The sequence below is a fragment of the Stenotrophomonas sp. LST15-1-1.1 genome, from assembly GCF_040815575.1.
Classification (GTDB): domain Bacteria; phylum Pseudomonadota; class Gammaproteobacteria; order Xanthomonadales; family Xanthomonadaceae; genus Stenotrophomonas; species Stenotrophomonas lactitubi_B.
In genome coordinates, this window is sequence record NZ_JBFPNJ010000001.1 from 1,161,306 (window position 1) to 1,179,026 (window position 17,721).

Here is a 17,721-nt window from a genome sequence, read left to right on the forward strand (position 1 = left end):
GAATCTCCTGGATCAGACCAAGACGGAAGGTCAGTGGCTGGAAAGGGCTTCGAGAGCGGCGATATCGCCGGCGAGATGGTCGGCGGCAGGCGTGTGTGCAGCCGAAAGCGGCAGCAGCGGCAGGCGCAGATCGTGACCGATGCCGATCCGACGCAACAGCGCCTTGACCGGAATCGGGTTGGATTCGACACCGCAGAAGTCGTGGAACGGCTGCAGGCGCGCATCCCAGGATTCAACGGCTTCATGGTCATGGGCAGCGGCCAGGTCGCACATCCGGCGGTAGGCGCCGGGCAGCACGTTGGAGCCGACAGAGATCAGGCCGTCCATGCCGGCCTGGATCGAACGTGCGGCAGTGCCGTCATCACCGGTGAGCACGGCGAAGGTGGCGCTGCGCAGGTCCAGCAGCGCGCGCACGCGGCCGGTATCACCCACCGCTTCCTTGATGCCGACGATGTTCGGATGGCTGGCGAGCTCGGCCACGGTCTCCGGCAGCATGTCGCAGCCGGTACGGCCGGGCACGTTGTACAGCACCACCGGCAATCCGGCCTGGTCAGCCACCGCGCGGTAATGCGCGATCAGGCCGGCCTGGGTCGGCCGCACGTACGGCGGGGTGACCACCAGCGCGTGGGTGGCACCGAGCGCGGCGGCGCGGCGGGTCTGCTCGATGGTCTTGGCGGTGCCGGACAGGCCGGTGCCGGCCAGGACCGGAACGCGGCCGGCGATGCGCTCGACGGCGCTGGCCAGCAGCTGGTCGTATTCCGCATCGGACAGGGTGGCTGCCTCGCCGGTGGAGCCGGCAACGACAACGCCTTGGACGCCGCCCTCCAGCTGCAGGTGCAGCAGGCGCTGCCAACCGTCGGGGTCGAGTGCGCCGTCGGCCCGGAAGGGGGTCGCCAGCGCGGTGATGAGGCCGGAAAGGGACAAGGACGTGCTGCTCTTGGCTGGGAAGGGAAAACGCCCGCCACGAAAGGGCGGGGGCGATCTGAATGTTACTTGCGGCGCGAAAGCACGGGCAAGTATGCTGGACACCGGTGGATCCCCGCCTCTGGCGGGCATTCAGACTAACGCATGCATTACCCGGAATCGCCTTGACCGACACCACCCCGCGCCCAGCGCCGAGCGAAAACCACCTCCTGATCAACGCCTATACGACGCATCCGGAGTCCCCCCTGTTGTCCGTCACCCGCCGCATCGCCGACAGCGGATGCAATCTGGTGGATGCACGCCTGGCCACCGTGGGCCGCGATGTCTCGGTGACCGCACTGGCCACCGGCTCCTGGGATTCGGTCGCCAAGCTTGAAGCGATGCTGACCCGGCTTGAGCGCGAGGAAGGCCTGAAGCTGGTCTGGTACCGCACCGAAGCCAAGCAGGCGCAGTCCAACCTGCTGCCGTACATCGTCGAGGTGATCGCTGCCGACAAGCCGGGCATCCTGTTCCAGCTGGCCGATTTCTTCGATCGACAGGGCATCACCATCGAGACCCTGCAGAGCACGCGCTACCGCGCGATGCAGACCGGTGCGGAAATGTTCAGCGCACAGGTCACCATCGGCGTGCCGGCCAACATGCACATCGCCGCCCTGCGCGACGATTTCCTCGAGTTCTGCGACCACTTGAACCTGGACGCGATCATGGACCCGATGAAGTTCTGATTGAAACCCGGATTTTTCGCGCGCTCCTCACGGGCGCGTGGCGTTTCATGCAATTGTCGTAGAAAGAACCCAGGCTCGACAGAAGGACCTCATGAACAACGGCGATACCCTGGACAGCACCACCCTCTCCCTGCCGCTGGCGCTGTCCGGCGGCGCCCAGGCCACCCTCGGCGATTACGCCGGCCAGTGGCTGGTGCTGTACTTCTACCCAAAGGACAGCACCCCGGGCTGCACCACCGAGGGCATCGACTTCAACGCACTGCTGCCCGACTTCAGGAAGGCGGGCGCGGTCGTGCTTGGCGTCTCCCGCGACTCGGTGAAGTCCCACGACAACTTCTGTGCCAAGCAGGGCTTCGCGTTCCCGCTGGTCAGTGATACCGACGAAGCGCTGTGCACCGCCTTCGACGTCATCAAGATGAAGAACATGTACGGCAAGCAGGTACGTGGCATCGAGCGCAGTACCTTCCTGATTTCCCCCGACAGCCGCATCGTGCAGTCATGGCGCAAGGTCAAGGTCGCCGGCCATGCCGACGCCGTGCTTGCCGAACTGAAGGCCAATCCGTCCAAGTGAGTCCCATCGCCCACTTTGTCCGCCACCACCCTGCCCTGCAGCAGGTCGTGGTGGTTTTTCCCTGTCCGTAACCAGGAACCGATGATGACCCGAGGCAAGCGCATCTACGTGCTGGATACCAACGTGCTGATGCACGATCCCACCGCGCTGTTCAAATTCGAGGAGCACGATGTCTACCTGCCCATGCAGGTGATCGAGGAGCTGGACAACGGCAAGAAGGGCACGACCGAAGCGAGCCGCAATGCGCGCCAGGTCAGCCGCTTCCTCAACGAGCTGGTGCAGGCTTCGGGCCTGGACAACCTGGCCGAGGGTATTCCGCTGCAGCGGCCGCAGGGCCTGCAGCTGCGCGGCAAGCAGAGCGTAGGCCTGCTGCGCTTCCAGACCAGCCATTTCGACGCGGGCAAGAGTTTTGGCAAGGTCATCCCGGACAACGCCATCCTCGGCGCGATCCTGGCCCTGAAGGAAGAAACGCCGGAAATCCCGGTGGTGTTCGTCTCCAAGGACATCAACCTGCGGATCAAGGCGGCCATCGCCGGCATCGTTTCGGAGGATTACGAGAACGACCGTGCGCTGGACGATTTCAGCCTGCTCTACACCGGCGCCACCGAGCTTCCGGAGGACTTCTGGAAGCGCCACGGCGAGGATCTGCGCAGCTGGAGTGACAAAGGCCGCACCCACTACGAAATCCTCGCCCAGGACGGCGAAGAGTGGTACCCGAACCAGTACGTCTACCTGCCGGGCGAAGACGAAGTCGAACTGCGCGTCAGCAGGATCGTCGGCGATGGCAAGGTGGTGCTGTCCCTGGTCGATGACTTCCGCCACGGCAGCCATGCCGTGTGGGGCATCAGCGCGCGCAACCGCGAGCAGAACTTCGCGCTCAACGCACTGATGGACCCGGAGATCGACTTCGTCACCCTGCTCGGCACCGCCGGCACCGGCAAGACCCTGCTGGCGCTGGCCGCCGGCCTGGCGCAGACGATGGACCAGCAGCGCTACCGCGAGATCATCATGACCCGCGCCACGGTCAGCGTCGGCGAGGACATCGGCTTCCTGCCCGGTACCGAGGAAGAGAAGATGACGCCGTGGATGGGCGCATTGACCGACAACCTGGAAGTGCTGACGCACAACCAGGAGGGCGGCACCTGGGGCCGCCAGGCCACCAACGACCTGCTCGCCAGCCGCATCAAGATCCGTTCGATGAACTTCATGCGCGGCCGTACGTTCCTGTCGCGTTACCTGATCCTGGACGAGGCGCAGAACCTGACGCCCAAGCAGATGAAGACGCTCATCACCCGTGCCGGCCCCGGCACCAAGATCGTCTGCCTGGGCAACGTCGAACAGATCGACACCCCGTACCTGACCGAAACCACGTCGGGCCTGACCTATGCGGTGGACCGCTTCAAGAACTGGCCGCACAGCGCGCACATCACGCTGCGTCGCGGTGAACGTTCGCGGCTGGCCGATTACGCGTCGGAGGTGTTGTGAACCGTTGCACCCGTCTGCTGCTGCCATCGGTGGCGGTCGCCATCACCACGCTGCTCGGTGCCTGCGCGACCACGCAGGGACCGGCCAGCGTGCCGACCACCGAACGCAGTGGCCAATCCTGGGTGGTCACCCGCCCGATCATCGCCGCGCAGGTGCTCGACACCTGCTCGCGACCCAGCCCCGGCCGCGAGGCCGGGCGGGTCAGCGGCTACTGGGCACCGAGCCGGCAGCAGGTGGACCAGCTGGAAGCGAAGCTGGCAACGCTGGAAACCCAGGTGCCGCATGTCATGGATTTCGACCGCCAATACGTCGGCATCGAGCTGGACGGAAAGCAGGTGATCTACATCAACGCGTTCCATCTGCCTGAAGACAACAGTCTGCGACCCGCCCGCGAAGCGGTGCGGGTCTGCGATGGTGGCGCGCAGTTCTGGGGCGCGGTCTTCGATCCGGCCAGCGGCACCTTCAACGAGCTGCAGTTCAACGGCGGCTTCGGCGGGCCCTGAGGGCCTGCCATGGGAATCCGCCTGCCCGCCTGGGTCTGGATCGGCGCGGTCGCGCTGTCGTGCGTGGCCGGCATGGTCAATGTGGTCGGCTTCCTGGGTTTTGAACACCAGGCGGTCAGCCATATGACCGGCAGCACCAGCCAGCTCGGCATGGCGCTGGCGCAGGCGGATTGGCGCGCGGTCGGGCACCTGTGGGGTCTGCTGATCGCGTTTTCATTGGGCGCGATGGTCAGCGGACTGCTGATCCAGGACAGCGCACTGCAGCTCGGCCGCCGCTACGGCGTAGCGTTGGCGCTGGAATCACTGTTGCTGCTGGTGGCCATTCCGCTGTTCAAGCAGCATCAGATATGGGGCGCACTGGCGGCCGCGATGGCCTGCGGACTGCAGAATGCGATGGCCACTACCTTCAGTGGCGCCGTCGTACGCACCACCCATCTCAGCGGCATGTTCACCGATCTCGGCATCGGCCTCGGCCACCTGCTGCGCGGACTGCCGCTGCAGGTACGGCGCCTGACCCTGAGCGGCCTGATCATCAGCGGCTTCCTCGCCGGTGGCGTCATCGGCGCCTGGTTGTTCGTGCGCTGGCAGTACGACGCCCTGTTCGCCCCTGCCCTGCTGACCGGACTCACCGGCCTCGGCTATGTGTCCTACCAGCAGTGGACACGCTGGCGGCGCTGAGCGATACGTCATCCACGCATGGCGTGAATCTACGTTGTCCCTCCGATCATTTCCGCATATCCACGCATGGCGTGGATCTACTGACCGTCATCGGGAAGCTGTCGAAGGCGGGGCGGTGTCGGATTGTGGGGTGTCCGCGCCATGGATGGCGCGGCCAAGTCTACAGAGACGTACTTGCGGCGTCCCCGCAATCCGACACCGCCCCGCCTCCCGCGCAGAAATCCAGAGCCGCTGTTGCTGTTGCTGTTGCCCCGGCTTCTGCGGGTGCCGGGCGCCGCCCGGCCGGCACTACCCCCACACTGGGCAGCACGGCACAATCACCGCATGAGCCCGACCACCCCCGTTTCCGCCCTGACCATCGCCGGCTCCGATTCCGGCGGAGGCGCCGGCATCCAGGCAGACCTGAAGGCCTTCGCCGCGCATCGCGTGCACGGCCTGTCGGTGATCGCCGCACTGACCGCGCAGAACACCCGCGGCGTCAGCGCCGTGCACGTACCACCGATCGACTTCCTGCGCGCGCAGATCGAAGCCTGCTTCGACGACTTCGACATCCACGCAGTGAAGCTGGGCATGCTGGCCAACGCCGAGGTGATCCACGCCGTGGCCGATGCCCTGGAACGACATCGACCACCGCACGTAGTGCTGGACCCGGTGATGGTCGCCACCAGCGGCGCTCGCCTGCTGGAGGACAGCGCGCTGCAGGCAATGCGCGAACGGCTGCTGCCACTGGCCACCCTGGTCACCCCCAATGCACCGGAAGCGGAACTGCTGGTCGGCCGCAGCATTGCCAATGGCAACGACGCAGAGCAGGCCGCCGCCTCGCTCCTTGATCTGGGTGCCGGTGCGGTGCTGCTGAAGGGCGGTCACCTGCACGAAGGCAACCGCGTGGTCGACCGTTACTTCGATGGCGTCAGCAGCGAAGAGTTCATCCATGCCCGCCTGCCATTGGATGCGCACGGCACGGGCTGCACGCTGGCCTCGGCCATCGCCGCGCAGCTTTGCAACGGACTGAGCCTGGCCAATGCCTGCGAAGCCGGCATCGATTACGTGGCGCGCGGGCTGCAGCAGGGCTATGCGCCCGGCCGCAGTGAGGTGCTGGTACTCGACCACTTCGGCGCGGCACCGCACGCATGAGCGATTCGCCACGCGCGCTCGCCGTGGACAGCGGCGATGGCCATCGTTACGAGGTCATCGCCTGCGCGCCTGCACAGCCACTTACGCGGTTGTTGTGGCTGCCGGCGCTGGGTGTGGCCGCGCGCCATTACCTGCCCCTTGCGCAGGCACTGGCCGCCAGGGGCGTGGCGGTCTACCTGCACGAATGGCGCGGCAATGGCAGCAGTTCGCTGCGCCCGTCACGCACCCAGGATTGGGGCTACAAACAGATTCTCGACCATGACCTGCCGGCCAGCCAGGCGCTGCTCTCCGCTGACGACAACGTGCAGGACGTGCTGCCCTGGATCATCGGTGGTCACAGCCTGGGCGGTCAGCTGGCCTGCGTACACGCCGGGCGCCAGCCGCAGGCATTCGATCGATTGTGGCTGGCCGCCAGTGGCACCCCGTTCTGGCGTACGTTCCCACCACCACGCGGCTGGCTGCTGCCGCTGATCTATCGCTTCCTGCCATGGATCGCGCGACGCCAGGGCGTGCTGCACGGGCGCCGGCTGGGCTTCGGCGGCACCGAAGCACGCGGGCTGATCGCCGACTGGGCGCGCGTAGGGCTGAACAATCACTACGCGGCTGTGGGCATGGACGAGGATCTGGACGCGCAGATGGCGCGCGTGCATGGCAGTGCGCAAGCGGTGCTGATGGAAAACGATTGGCTGGCGCCTATCGGCTCAATGCAGGCGCTGCTGGCGAAACTGCCGAATGTCGCCTCACAGCTGCGCGTGCTTTCTGCGCAGGAGCTGGGTACGCGAGCCGACCACTTCGCGTGGATGAAACACCCGGAGGCTGTCGCAGCGGCGTTTTTCATTCAGTTGGGTGAAAATTTTCACAAAAGCGTTGACGACTCGCGCCGACATCCGCATAATTCCGCTCCTGTCGCAGGGCGCCCGTAGCTCAGTTGGATAGAGTACCTGGCTACGAACCAGGCGGTCGGGAGTTCGAATCTCTCCGGGCGCACCACTCGACAGACCTTCAGCATCCGCCGCTGGAAGTGCAGTAAAATAGAGAAGTAAGTTGATTGTGTACCGCGCGCCCGTAGCTCAGTTGGATAGAGTACCTGGCTACGAACCAGGCGGTCGGGAGTTCGAATCTCTCCGGGCGCACCACACACGATCAGCACAACAAGTTTATGTAATTGGCGCCCGTAGCTCAGTTGGATAGAGTACCTGGCTACGAACCAGGCGGTCGGGAGTTCGAATCTCTCCGGGCGCACCATTACACCGAAACAGCAGGCCTCGGCCTGCTGTTTTTTTTTGTGGTTTTTGGCAGGGCTGCGCCCTGCACCTGCAGAGGCAACAGCAACTGCAGAAGCTGGCATTCCGTGGGGTGGCGGGGCGGCATGGGTAGGCAGGACACGCCGTAAACCCATCCATGGGGGCTTGATGGCGCCATCCATGGCGCCAACGGTCCTGCCTACCCACACCGCCCCACCTCTGACAGATTTCCGCGATCGGGTAGATCCACGCCATGCGTGGATGAATCTCCATCGAAATCGAACATTTCGAATTCGGAACGAAGAGCATCCACGCATGGCATGGATCTACGTGTCGACCAAGGTCGACACCCACCAAAAGCAGGCCAAGAGCAGGCAATACCATTCCAACAGATCGCGGAGATCTGTCGAAGGCGGGGTGGGTCCGGTTGCGGGGGCGTGAGCCGCATGGATGCGGCGACCGAGCTTACATGGACGTACTTGCAGCGTCCCCCGCAACCGGACCCACCCCGCCATCCCACGGAATGCCCGCTGTTGCTTTGGCTTTGGCTTTGGCTGTTGCCGTAGATTCGGCAGGTGCAGGGCGCAGCCCTGCCGAACCCTACCCCTCCGCCATCGCCTGCCACCATTGCGCCAGCAGCTCCGGCCGTCGCAGGCGCTCGCGCCACCAGCGCAGGGCCGCGCCATCTTCGCCGGTGCGCCACGCCAGCCAGAAGGTCTCTTCCGGCTTGTGCTCCTCGACCTCGCGGATCACCAGCTGGCCGCGTGCCACCGCCGCGCGCGCGCAGGGCTCGGGCAGGAAACCGAATCCCAGCCCCTGGCACTGCAGCTTCAACTTGCTGGCCATGTCCGGCACGGTCAACGTCTCCTGCCCCATCAACAGGCCCACGGTGCGTGGCAGCAGCCGTCGTGCCGAATCGGATACCGCGATCGCGCAATACGGCGCCAACTGCTCGCGGCCCAGCACACCCGGTACCGTCGCCAGCGGATGCCCCGGCGCCACCGCAAACACGAAACCAACGCTGCCCAGCGGCTCGACCACGTAGCCACCGCCACTGGGACCCTCACCAGGCGCGCCCACCAGCAAATCGGCGCGCCGGTCCAGCAGCGCTTCCCAGGTGCCGGACAACGCCTCGCCAAACAAGCGCAATCGGGTGGGCGCCGCCACCTCACGGAATGCAGCAATATCCGGCCCCAGCAGCCAGGTCGGGAACACCGAATCCACCGCCAGGGTCAATTCCGCCTCCCAGCCCGAGGCTACGCGCCGTACCCGCAGTTCCAGCTCCCGGGCCGCACGCAGCAGGTGCCTGCCCTCCTCAAGCAACGCGCGTCCGGCCTCGGTCGGCTCCGCACGCGGGCCGATCCGGTCGAACAGCTGCACCCCCAGATCCTCTTCCAGCTTGGCCACGGTGTAGGAAATGGTCGAAGGCACCTTGTGCAGGGCCTTGCCGGCGCCGGCAAAGGAGCCCCGGCGGTCGATCGCATCCAGGATCTGCAGGGCATCGAGGCTGAGCTTGAGCATTCGAAATTTTCGATGATGGCTGTCAAAACTATCCGTTTTTCAAACCCAAGGTGCAAGCGGATACTTCTCCTCAACGGGGAAACACAGCGGCTACCCGCCCACCCCGCCCCATCGAAACCATCGAACAAGGAGATTCCATCATGCTGCAGATCCGCAAGAGCGCTACCCGTGGCCTGGCCGAGCATGGCTGGCTGTCCTCGCGCCATACCTTCTCGTTCGCCAGCTACTACGACCCCCGCTATGTGAGCTTCGGCCCGCTGCGGGTCATCAACGAAGACAAGGTGATCGGCGGCCAGGGTTTCGGCACCCACAGCCACAGCAACATGGAGATCGTTTCCTACGTGCTGGGCGGCGCACTGGAACACAAGGACTCGATGGGCACCGGTTCGGTGCTGCGCTATGGCGACGTGCAGCGCATGAGCGCCGGCAGCGGCGTCAGCCACAGCGAGTTCAACCATTCGGCCACCGATCCGGTGCATTTCCTGCAGATCTGGATCTTCCCTCAGACCGAGAACATCACGCCGTCTTATGAGGAGACCCACTTCACGCCGGAGAGCAAGCGCGGCCAGCTGCGCCTGATCGCCTCGCCGGATGGCGCCGATGGCTCGCTGCACATCCACCAGGATGCGCGCATCTTCGCCACCATCCTCGATGGCGAGCAGAAGCTGCATCACGCCCTGGCTGCCGGCCGTGGCGCGTATGTGCAGGTGGCGCGGGGCCAGCTGCAGGTCAACGGCATCACCCTGGAAGCGGGTGACGCCCTGCAGGTCAGCGACGAGGCACAGCTGACCCTGGAAAACGGCAACGACGCCGAAGTGCTGGTGTTCGACCTGCCGCTGTAACCAACACGCCCGCGATGCCGTCCGGCATCGCGGGCATGTCATGTCGCTACGCGATCAGAACTTGTACGTCACCGCCAGCCGCACGTTGCGCGGCTCGCCCCAGGTGTAGGTGCTGTACCAGCTGAAGATCGTGTAATAGCGCTTGTCCAGCAGGTTGTTGACGTTGACCGTGGCCGACAGGCGATCGTTGAACTGGTAGCGCGCCATGGCATCCAGCAGCCAGTACGGCTGGGTGCGATGAACCACCGACGCACCGCTGGCCGGGTTGGTGATGTTGCCGAACGTGGAATCCTGCCAGCGCGCGCCACCACCGACGGTCAGGCCCTGCCAGTCGCCGCGCAGGCGGTAGCTGGTGTGCAGGCTGAACTGGTTTTCCGGCTCCAGCGTGGACACCTTGGTCCCGGCCTGGCGGGCGATCTTGTGCGCAAAGCCGCCCTGCACCTGCCAGCCCTCGGCCAGCTGTCCGGACAACTCCAGTTCGTATCCCTTGGTGCGCACGCCCATCAATCCGCGATAGGCGATATCGCCGGTCGGCGTCTTGCCACCGGTTGGCTGGGCGAAGTTGTCCTGGTCAAGCTGGAACAGCGCCGCGCTGGCATTGAAGCGGCCGTCGAAGAACTCCGCCTTCAGACCCATTTCATAGCTGCGGCCTTCCAGCGGATCCAGTGCCTTGCCCTGTTCGTCGCGCTCACCCTGCGGTTTGAAGATGGTGCTGTAGCTGGCATAGACCGAATAGTGCTCGCCCAGGTCGTAGACCACGCCCGCATACGGTACGAACACGCCGGTCTCGCGCGTCTGCGGCGAACGGTAGCTGGCCAGGCGGCTGCCGACGATCACCTTCAACGGGTCGGCCACATCGAAGCGACCGACCACGTACAGGCCGTTCTCGCGGGTCACTTCATTGTTGCCATAACCGCGCTGCCATTCCGGTTCCGGGATATCCCCCTTCCAGCTGTTGTAGTCGGCAACGGCGGTCGGATAGCCGGGCTGCGGCGAATACCCGGTGTTGGTCCAGCGCTTGCGCGACGCACTGCCGCCGACCACCAGTTCATGCTGACGACCGAACAGGCCGAAGTTGCCGCTCAGGTAGAAGTCGGCAGCGTTGCTGACGGTCTTGCCGACATACTTGCCCAGCCACAACGAAACGCCTTCGCCGGTGACCGGATCGGGGTTGCCACCGGCCGCACCCGCCAGCGCTGCATCGTAGCCGTTGACCTGGTGGTTGAGCTGCAGCTTGGCCACCCAGTCGTTGTCGAAGGTGTGTTCCAGCGTGGCAAAACCGGTGCGCACGTACTGGCGCCAGCCACTCCAGTGGGTACCGTTGTTGAACGAGCGCGGCATGTCATTGAAATTGCCCTGGCTGTCCAGCAACGGAATGCCGCCCCACGTCGAGCCCTTGGGATCGCTCTCCAGCACGTCGCCGCCCACGGTCAGCAGCGTGCGTTCGCCCAGATCGGCTTCCAGCACGGCATAGCCGACCTTGCTGGTGCGCTGGTAGAAATCCAGATTGGAATGCTTGTCCTGCCAGGCACCTACCGCGCGACCACGCACGCGGCCATCAGCGGTCAGCGGTCCGCCGACATCGACTTCGGCGCGGTAGTCGTCCCAGCGGCCGACGCCGAGCGTCGCACTGCCGGCAAATTCCTTGCCCGGTTTCTTGCGCACCAGGTTGATGGTCGCGCCGGGATCGCCCATGCCGGTCAGCAGGCCGGTGGCGCCCTTGAGCACTTCGATGCGGTCGTAGATCGCGGTATCGCTGAGCGTATTGCCCGCCGAATAAGCCGAGTCACGCGACATCGGAATACCGTCGTACTGGAAGTTCTGCACGGCAAAACCACGTGCGTAGTACTCGGTACGCTCACTGTCGTAGGTAACGATGCTGATGCCCGGGGTCACCCGCATCACATCATCGATGCCGTCCAGGCCGAAGTCATCCATCTGCGCACGGGTGATCACGCTGATGGTCTGCGGGGTCTGCCGCGGCGTCAGTACCAGGCGGGTGGCGGTGGCGATGGTGCCCGGTGTGTAGGCGCCGCTGCCTTCGGTGATGGTGCCCAGCTGGTTGGCGGTGACCTGCACGGTCTGCAGGGTCTGCGAAGTCGTCCTGCCCTCTTCTTCAGCCGGTGCGGATTGCGCCGAGGCGGCGCCGGCAGCGGCCACTGAGGTCAGCAGAAGACCATGGGCAAGAGCCCTCGCCAACGGGCGACGACGCAGGGAGAGGACGGAAAAACGAACAGGCACGGACGACACGACGGGACCTCCACGAAGGGGTGGGATCCTCTGGCGGCGGCTCGAGGGAAAGGGGGAATGGCGGGCGGCCAAGGGCCGCAGGCGCAGGAGTTTACTCTCCTGCGCTTCCGATGTCGTGGGTGGCGCCCGGGCCTGAGCAGGCGCTGCCCCGTGGCAAATGTCAGCCGTCGACGGCCGCCACCGCCTCCAGGATCAATGCCGCCACCTCGGCCGGATGGGAGGCCAGCGAGGCATGGCTCGCCTCCAGCTGCAGCAGGCGCTTGGGCTGCATCCTTTCGGCCATGGCCTTCTGGTTCTGTGGCGCGATCATCCGGTCCTGGCTGGAAAGCTGGTACCAGCTCGGCTTGTGCTTCCACGCCGGGTCGCTGATCGCATCGCCGAAGGTGCTGGCCAGCGGCGCCTTCTGGGTCACCGCCATCACCCAGCCTTCGTCGGCGCTGAGGTCCTGGCAGAAGCTCTCATGGAACTTGTCCGCGCGCAGCCACAGATAGCCGTCGCTGTCCGGAGCGAGGTTCGGTGCCGCTTCGGGCAGGTGCTGCTGGGTAATGCCGCCCGGGCTCTCACCGCTGTCCGGCGCAAATGCAGCGATGTAGACCAAGCCCTTCACGTTGGGCTGGTTGCCGGCTTCGGTGATCACCGCGCCCCCGTAGGAGTGCCCGACCAGCACCACCGGGCCATCGATCTGGCGAATCATCCGCCGCGTCCGCTCGGCGTCGTTGACCAGCGAGGTCAGCGGCAGCTCGACCGCCTTCACCTGGTCGTGGCCCTTGCGGTGCAGTTCCAGGATCACCTTGGCCCAGTGTGCGGCCCCGCCCCAGAACCCATGGACGAGGAGGATGGTCGGTGTGGTGCTCATGCGCTGATCTCCGGCAGCGGCCGGGCGGAATGCCGACCGTCGGGCTACTGTCCACCGATGGCGTTAATCAACGGTGACGCATCCGGACCACTGCAATCGTATGCGTCGCCCGATGTCATGCATGGCACTTGCCCGGCGCGCCTGAAAACGTTTTCATGGGGCGATCCTCTGGAGCCTTCCTCGCGCATGACGCCTTCTTCTCCCCGCGCCCAGCAGCACGCGACCCGCGCTGCCTTCTTCATTCCCGGCTTTGCCACTGCTGCCTGGGCACCGATGGTGCCGTTCGCCAAGGCCAAGGCCGGGTTGTCCGATGCCAGCCTCGGCGGGCTGCTGCTGTGCCTGGGACTGGGCTCATTGCTGGCGATGCCGCTGGCAGGTGCGTTGACCGCGCGGCTGGGCTCACGCCGCTTGATGATCGCCACCACGGCCTTGATTCTGCTCGCCCTGCCGTTGCTGACGCTCGCTCCCACGCCGCTGGCACTGGGTGCGACGCTGTTCGTGTTCGGTGCGGGCGTGGGGGCCATGGACTGCACGATGAACATGCAGGCGGTGGCCGTCGAGCGCGATGCAGGGCGACCGATGATGTCCGGTTTCCACGCGTTCTATAGCATCGGCGGCTTCGTCGGCGCCGGATGCATGACCGGCCTGCTGGTTCTGGGCACGCCGCTGTGGCTGGCGTCAGTGGTCGCCGTAGCCGCAATGCTGCTGGTAGCCGTGCTGTCGGCCCCGCACTGGCGCCCGCAGCGCATCCTGCATGACGGCCCGATGCTGGCCGTTCCGCACGGCGTCGTGCTCTTCATCAGCGTGCTGGCCTTCGTGGTGTTCCTGGCCGAGGGCTCGATGCTTGACTGGAGCGCGGTGTTTCTGGCCGAGGTGCGGCAGGTGCCGCGCGACCAGGCCGGTGCCGGCTTTGCCGTGTTCACGCTGGCGATGACCGCGATGCGCCTGTTCGGCGATGGCATCGTCGAGCGTCTTGGCCGCACCCGCACCATCGTCACCGGCGGCATCACCGCGGCGGCGGGTTTCGCGCTGGCCACGCTGGTGCCCTCCTTTGCGATGGCGCTGGTCGGCTACGTGCTGGTGGGCCTGGGCTGCGCCAACATCGTGCCCGCCCTGTTCTCGATGGCCGGCCAGCAGCGCGCGATGCCGGAGAGCATTGCGATCACCGCAGTCACCACGCTGGGCTACGCCGGCATCCTTGCAGGCCCCGCAGCGATCGGCGCGCTCGCCCATGCCACCAGCCTGGGCTTTGCCTTCCTGTGCGTGGCAGCGATGCTGCTGGGCGTGGCGGCATCGGCGCGTTCGCTGGCGCGCCGCCTGCCCTGAAAGCTCAGCTGCGCGCTGGGGTCTTCGCCGGTGCATCGACGCCGTGTACCAGCCATTCGGCCTGGGCCGGCAACTGCGGCGCTGGGCACGCGGACTTCGGGTGGTGTTCGTCGCGCGCCATCCAGTCATCGACCACCCCGGCCAGCAGGTCCAACCGCAGCGGCAGGGTGATGTGATCTTCGCCGCGCATCTCGATGTAGTGCGCACGCGGGTTGGCCTGTGCCAGCGCACGCCCCTGGCTGACCGGAATGTGCTGGTCGCCCTGCCCGTGCAGCAGCAGCACGCAGGCACGGGTATCGGCCAGCGCGCGGGCAACATCCACCTTGTCCAGGTCCACGTCGATGCGGCGGCTGGCGGCGGCCACCACCTGATTGATGTCCTGGCTGCCGTAGCGCCAGCGTGCATACGAAGCGATCGCCTGCGCCTTCAAGCCTTCCGGCTGCAGGGCCATCAGATGCGGAATCATGGTGCGGATCGCTACGCCGGCATTGGCGAACGATTCCATCGCCACCACGCCGGCCACCTGGTCGCCCAGCTTGTCGGCGGTGAACAGTGCGGTGGCAGCGCCATAGGAAACGCCGAACAGGTACAGCGGGCCAGTCACTTCGCCGCGCGCGCGCAGCTCAGCGATGACATCCACCACATCGTCCGATTCATAGGTGCCGTAACCGGAAGGACCGGCGCCGGACTGGCCATGGTTGCGCAGGTCCAGCGTGACCACGCGGTAGCCCGACTCGGCCAGCTGCAGCGACCACGGCAGCATCGAATCGCCGTTCATCATCCAGCCGTGCAGCAGCACCACGGTGCCACGCGGCGCCTGCGCGCGGAACGGCTGCGGTACCGCCAGGCTCAGCCCGGTATCCAGCGGCAGGCCGTTCTGGTGCTGCTGCGGCAGGTAGTGGTAGCGCGCGCCATAGTCGCCCGGATCGAAAGCACGCCAGAAGATCGGCACGCCATCACGGCCCGCGGCAAAGCCATGCCGGTTCGGCAGCGCAGCCACGGCGGCGGCGATACGCGGCTGATCAAGCAGGGTCGAAACGCCACCGGGCGCGATCAGGCGGTCGCTGAGCGAGGTGGACGAGGCCGTCATCGAAGAAGAGCATGCAGCCAGCCACAGGCCGGCGCACGCCAGCAAAAGCAGCAGCAGGCGCTTCATGGGCAGTCAGGGGAAAAGTGCGACAGCGTGGCAGGTTAGCGGTCACGCCCGACGTCATCTATCGCAGCTGGATGACGGGTTGATGACAGCGCAGGATCGATTCAGCTTGTCACAATGTCGCGACCGGCCAAAGCATTGATCCGGATCAATGAACGCCATCGCACGAATGGCCACAGTGCCGGCATGCGCACCTCGTTCAAGCTCGCCATTGCCCTGGCCGCCACATTGGCCGCCGCCTACGGCATCGCCCGCAGCACACCGTACTGGTTGGCCCCGCGGCAACAGGCCGAGGTCGATATCCACGACCCGACCCTGATCGAGCAGGGCCGGTATCTGTCACGTGCCGCCGACTGCGCCGCCTGCCACACCGCACCGGGCGGCAAGCCCTTCGCCGGTGGGCTTGGCATGCAGACGCCGATGGGCACGCTGTACTCGACCAACATCACCCCGGACCCGGATACCGGGATCGGCGCGTACGACTACGCGGATTTCGAGCGCGCGGTGCGGCGTGGCATCCGCCATGACGGCCAGCCGCTGTATCCGGCAATGCCCTACGCCTCGTACGTGATCGCCAGCGATGCCGAGATCAAGGCGCTGTATGCCTACTTCATGGGCGCAGTGCTGCCGGTCCGGCAGGACAACGCCGACAGTACGATTCCGTGGCCGGCCAACATGCGCTGGCCGCTTGCCTGGTGGCAGCTGCTGTTCGCACGCCCGCGCAGCTTCACCGCGGATCCAACCCTGGATGCCGGCCAGCAACGCGGCGCCGAACTGGTTGAAGGCCTCGCCCACTGCGGCGCCTGCCACACCCCGCGCGGGCTGGCCTTCCAGGAAAAGGCGATGGCCGATGACGGCAGCAGCCAGTTCCTGTCCGGCTCGGTGCTGGAAGGCTGGTATGCGAAGAACCTGCGCAACGAGGCTACCGGCCTGGCCAGCTGGAGCGAAGCCGAGATCGTCGAGTTCCTGCGTACCGGCCGCACCGATCGTTCCGCGGCCTTCGGTGGCATGGCCGATGTGGTCGAGCACAGCACGCAGTACCTGTCCGACGCCGATCTGCTGGCGATGACGCGGTATCTGAAACAGCTGCCAGCACGCGAAGGTCGCAGCTCACAGTGGACACCGGGCAGCGACACCACCACCGCCGCACTGCGCGGCGGCGACTACCGGGTGGCCGGTTCGCTGGCCTACGCCGAACACTGCCAGGCCTGCCATCGTGCAGATGGCCGTGGCATGCCACGGGTCTACCCTGCCCTGGCCGGCAACTCCATCGTGTTCGCCGACGATCCCAGCTCGCTGGTGCAGGTAACCCTGATCGGTGGACGCACGCCGCACACGCCGCATGACCGGATGGCATTCACCATGCCGGGCTTCGAGCAACTGCCCAATGCGCAGCTCGCCGACATCCTCACCTTCATCCGCAACAGCTGGGGCAACCAGGCCAGTGCGGTCAGTGAACTGGACGTGGCGCGCATGCGCCGGGTAGTGCGTGACAAGCCGGTGCATGTGGTCCCGCAGGAGACGGCGCAATGAGGCGTTCGAAGAAGCGTTCCAGAGCGATGATCGCCAGCGCAGTGGTTGCGGTGCTGCTGGCCGGCGCCGGCACGCTGCTGTACCAGCATCTGTACCCGGACCTGGACGCGGAGGTGGCGAGGACCCTGGATATCCTCGACGGTCACGGCCAGGTGGTGGGCCAGTACCACGTGCCCAGTGCCGAAGAGATCGCCAGCCTCGGCAACGCAGACGCGGTGATGTTCGGCCGTCGCCTGCTCAACGAGACCGCACGCCTGCTGCCGGACAACGTCGGCAACGATCTGAACTGCAATTCCTGCCACATGGCCGAAGGCAAGCGACCGTTCGGCAATCACTACTTCAACACCGGCGGTGGCAGCTACCCGCGCTACATGCCGCGCCCGGGCAGGGAAATCGGCCTGGCCGAGCGCATCAACGGCTGCCTGCAGCGTTCGATGAACGGCAAACCGCTGGCCAAGGATGCACCGGAGATGCGCGCGATGCTGGAATACATGGCATGGCTGAGCCGCCCGGTACCGGAGGGTGCACGCGTAGCCGCGCCCAGCGAAGGGCCGATCGACAGCACGCTGACGCCGGACCCGATACGTGGGCAGGCGCTGTATGCCGCGCAGTGCGCTGCCTGCCACGGCAACAACGGAGAGGGCCAGCGCGATGCCAGTGGCGATATCGCATTCCCGCCGTTGTGGGGCGAACGCAGCTTCAACATCGGTGCCGGCATGGCGCGGTTGTACAAGGCCGCTGGCTTCGTCAAGCACAACATGCCGCCGGCAGTGACCCGTGAACCGCCTCTGGGCCAGCAGGTGATGCCCGACCAGGATGCGGTGGATATCGCCAGTTACTTCATCAACCAGCCGCGCCCGGACTTTGCCGGCAAGGCCAAGGACTGGCCACGCGACCCGAAACCGAAGGACGCACGCTACTGAGGGACGCCGCCGGTGTTGCCGGCCGTCACACAACACACTCCCTGCATCTGCGC

General features: G+C 65.9%; 16 protein-coding genes and 3 tRNA genes. 14 read left to right on the forward strand and 5 right to left on the reverse strand.

All coding sequences use genetic code 11. The features are described 5' to 3' along the window. Positions 1–30 precede the first annotated feature (30 nt). Positions 31–924, reverse strand: coding sequence for a 4-hydroxy-tetrahydrodipicolinate synthase (gene dapA, locus MRBLST15_RS05320; RefSeq protein WP_100464829.1), 894 nt, complete (start codon positions 922–924; stop codon positions 31–33). A 164-nt stretch (positions 925–1,088) separates the two neighbouring features. On the opposite strand from dapA, the gene MRBLST15_RS05325 reads away from it, so the two are divergent. From MRBLST15_RS05325 to MRBLST15_RS05370, 10 genes are all read left to right on the forward strand, one after another. Continuing rightward, positions 1,089–1,649 carry a glycine cleavage system protein R gene (locus tag MRBLST15_RS05325; protein ID WP_025879444.1) on the forward strand — a complete coding sequence of 187 codons (561 nt, stop codon included), beginning with the start codon at positions 1,089–1,091 and terminating at the stop codon, positions 1,647–1,649. 91 nt (positions 1,650–1,740) lie between these two features. After that, positions 1,741–2,220 carry a peroxiredoxin gene (locus MRBLST15_RS05330; protein ID WP_312705858.1) on the forward strand — a complete coding sequence of 160 codons (480 nt, stop codon included), beginning with the start codon at positions 1,741–1,743 and terminating at the stop codon, positions 2,218–2,220. 84 nt (positions 2,221–2,304) lie between these two features. Then, complete coding sequence (locus MRBLST15_RS05335; protein WP_025879446.1) at positions 2,305–3,705, forward strand: PhoH family protein; 1,401 nt, start codon at positions 2,305–2,307, stop codon at positions 3,703–3,705. Further along, positions 3,702–4,208: a hypothetical protein gene (locus tag MRBLST15_RS05340; protein WP_312705859.1), complete on the forward strand. Its 507-nt coding sequence runs from the start codon at positions 3,702–3,704 to the stop codon at positions 4,206–4,208. The genes MRBLST15_RS05335 and MRBLST15_RS05340 overlap by 4 nt, the downstream gene beginning before the upstream one ends. A gap of 9 nt (positions 4,209–4,217) precedes the next feature. Beyond that, positions 4,218–4,886 carry a YoaK family protein gene (locus tag MRBLST15_RS05345; protein ID WP_367785415.1) on the forward strand — a complete coding sequence of 223 codons (669 nt, stop codon included), beginning with the start codon at positions 4,218–4,220 and terminating at the stop codon, positions 4,884–4,886. Positions 4,887–5,210: 324 nt separating this feature from the next. Beyond that, positions 5,211–6,020: a bifunctional hydroxymethylpyrimidine kinase/phosphomethylpyrimidine kinase gene (gene thiD / locus MRBLST15_RS05350; protein WP_265953234.1), complete on the forward strand. Its 810-nt coding sequence runs from the start codon at positions 5,211–5,213 to the stop codon at positions 6,018–6,020. Next, positions 6,017–6,943: an alpha/beta fold hydrolase gene (locus tag MRBLST15_RS05355; RefSeq protein WP_265953235.1), complete on the forward strand. Its 927-nt coding sequence runs from the start codon at positions 6,017–6,019 to the stop codon at positions 6,941–6,943. The genes thiD and MRBLST15_RS05355 overlap by 4 nt, the downstream gene beginning before the upstream one ends. Next, positions 6,934–7,010: transfer RNA gene (locus tag MRBLST15_RS05360), tRNA-Arg, on the forward strand. The genes MRBLST15_RS05355 and MRBLST15_RS05360 overlap by 10 nt, the downstream gene beginning before the upstream one ends. 69 nt (positions 7,011–7,079) lie before the next feature. After that, positions 7,080–7,156, forward strand: a tRNA-Arg gene (locus MRBLST15_RS05365). A 32-nt stretch (positions 7,157–7,188) separates the two neighbouring features. Then, positions 7,189–7,265: transfer RNA gene (locus tag MRBLST15_RS05370), tRNA-Arg, on the forward strand. Positions 7,266–7,864: 599 nt separating this feature from the next. On the opposite strand, the gene MRBLST15_RS05375 is transcribed toward MRBLST15_RS05370, so the two are convergent. Further along, entirely contained in the window at positions 7,865–8,785 is a 921-nt protein-coding gene (locus MRBLST15_RS05375) for a LysR family transcriptional regulator (RefSeq protein WP_176021068.1), read from the reverse strand. Positions 8,786–8,925: 140 nt separating this feature from the next. Here MRBLST15_RS05375 and MRBLST15_RS05380 point away from each other — a divergent pair, with 140 nt between their 5' ends. Continuing rightward, positions 8,926–9,627 (forward strand): pirin family protein, encoded by a 702-nt coding sequence (locus tag MRBLST15_RS05380; protein ID WP_089240307.1) that lies wholly within the window; start codon positions 8,926–8,928, stop codon positions 9,625–9,627. A gap of 54 nt (positions 9,628–9,681) precedes the next feature. Here the strand turns inward: MRBLST15_RS05380 and MRBLST15_RS05385 are convergent, their stop codons facing one another. After that, the gene (locus tag MRBLST15_RS05385) at positions 9,682–11,877 is read right to left on the reverse strand and encodes a TonB-dependent siderophore receptor (RefSeq protein WP_367785416.1); all 2,196 of its coding nucleotides are present in this window, start codon (positions 11,875–11,877) and stop codon (positions 9,682–9,684) included. A gap of 160 nt (positions 11,878–12,037) precedes the next feature. Beyond that, positions 12,038–12,733, reverse strand: a complete 696-nt coding sequence (locus MRBLST15_RS05390) for an alpha/beta hydrolase (RefSeq protein WP_367785417.1) — start codon at positions 12,731–12,733, stop codon at positions 12,038–12,040. A 186-nt stretch (positions 12,734–12,919) separates the two neighbouring features. On the opposite strand from MRBLST15_RS05390, the gene MRBLST15_RS05395 reads away from it, so the two are divergent. Continuing rightward, positions 12,920–14,059, forward strand: coding sequence for an MFS transporter (locus MRBLST15_RS05395; protein ID WP_367785418.1), 1,140 nt, complete (start codon positions 12,920–12,922; stop codon positions 14,057–14,059). A gap of 4 nt (positions 14,060–14,063) precedes the next feature. On the opposite strand, the gene MRBLST15_RS05400 is transcribed toward MRBLST15_RS05395, so the two are convergent. After that, positions 14,064–15,215, reverse strand: coding sequence for an alpha/beta hydrolase (locus tag MRBLST15_RS05400; protein WP_346579841.1), 1,152 nt, complete (start codon positions 15,213–15,215; stop codon positions 14,064–14,066). 183 nt (positions 15,216–15,398) lie between these two features. Between MRBLST15_RS05400 and MRBLST15_RS05405 the strand changes: the two genes are divergently transcribed. Continuing rightward, the gene (locus MRBLST15_RS05405) at positions 15,399–16,745 is read left to right on the forward strand and encodes a c-type cytochrome (RefSeq protein ID WP_367785419.1); all 1,347 of its coding nucleotides are present in this window, start codon (positions 15,399–15,401) and stop codon (positions 16,743–16,745) included. Beyond that, the gene (locus MRBLST15_RS05410) at positions 16,742–17,668 is read left to right on the forward strand and encodes a c-type cytochrome (protein ID WP_312705078.1); all 927 of its coding nucleotides are present in this window, start codon (positions 16,742–16,744) and stop codon (positions 17,666–17,668) included. The genes MRBLST15_RS05405 and MRBLST15_RS05410 overlap by 4 nt, the downstream gene beginning before the upstream one ends. Positions 17,669–17,721 lie beyond the last annotated feature (53 nt).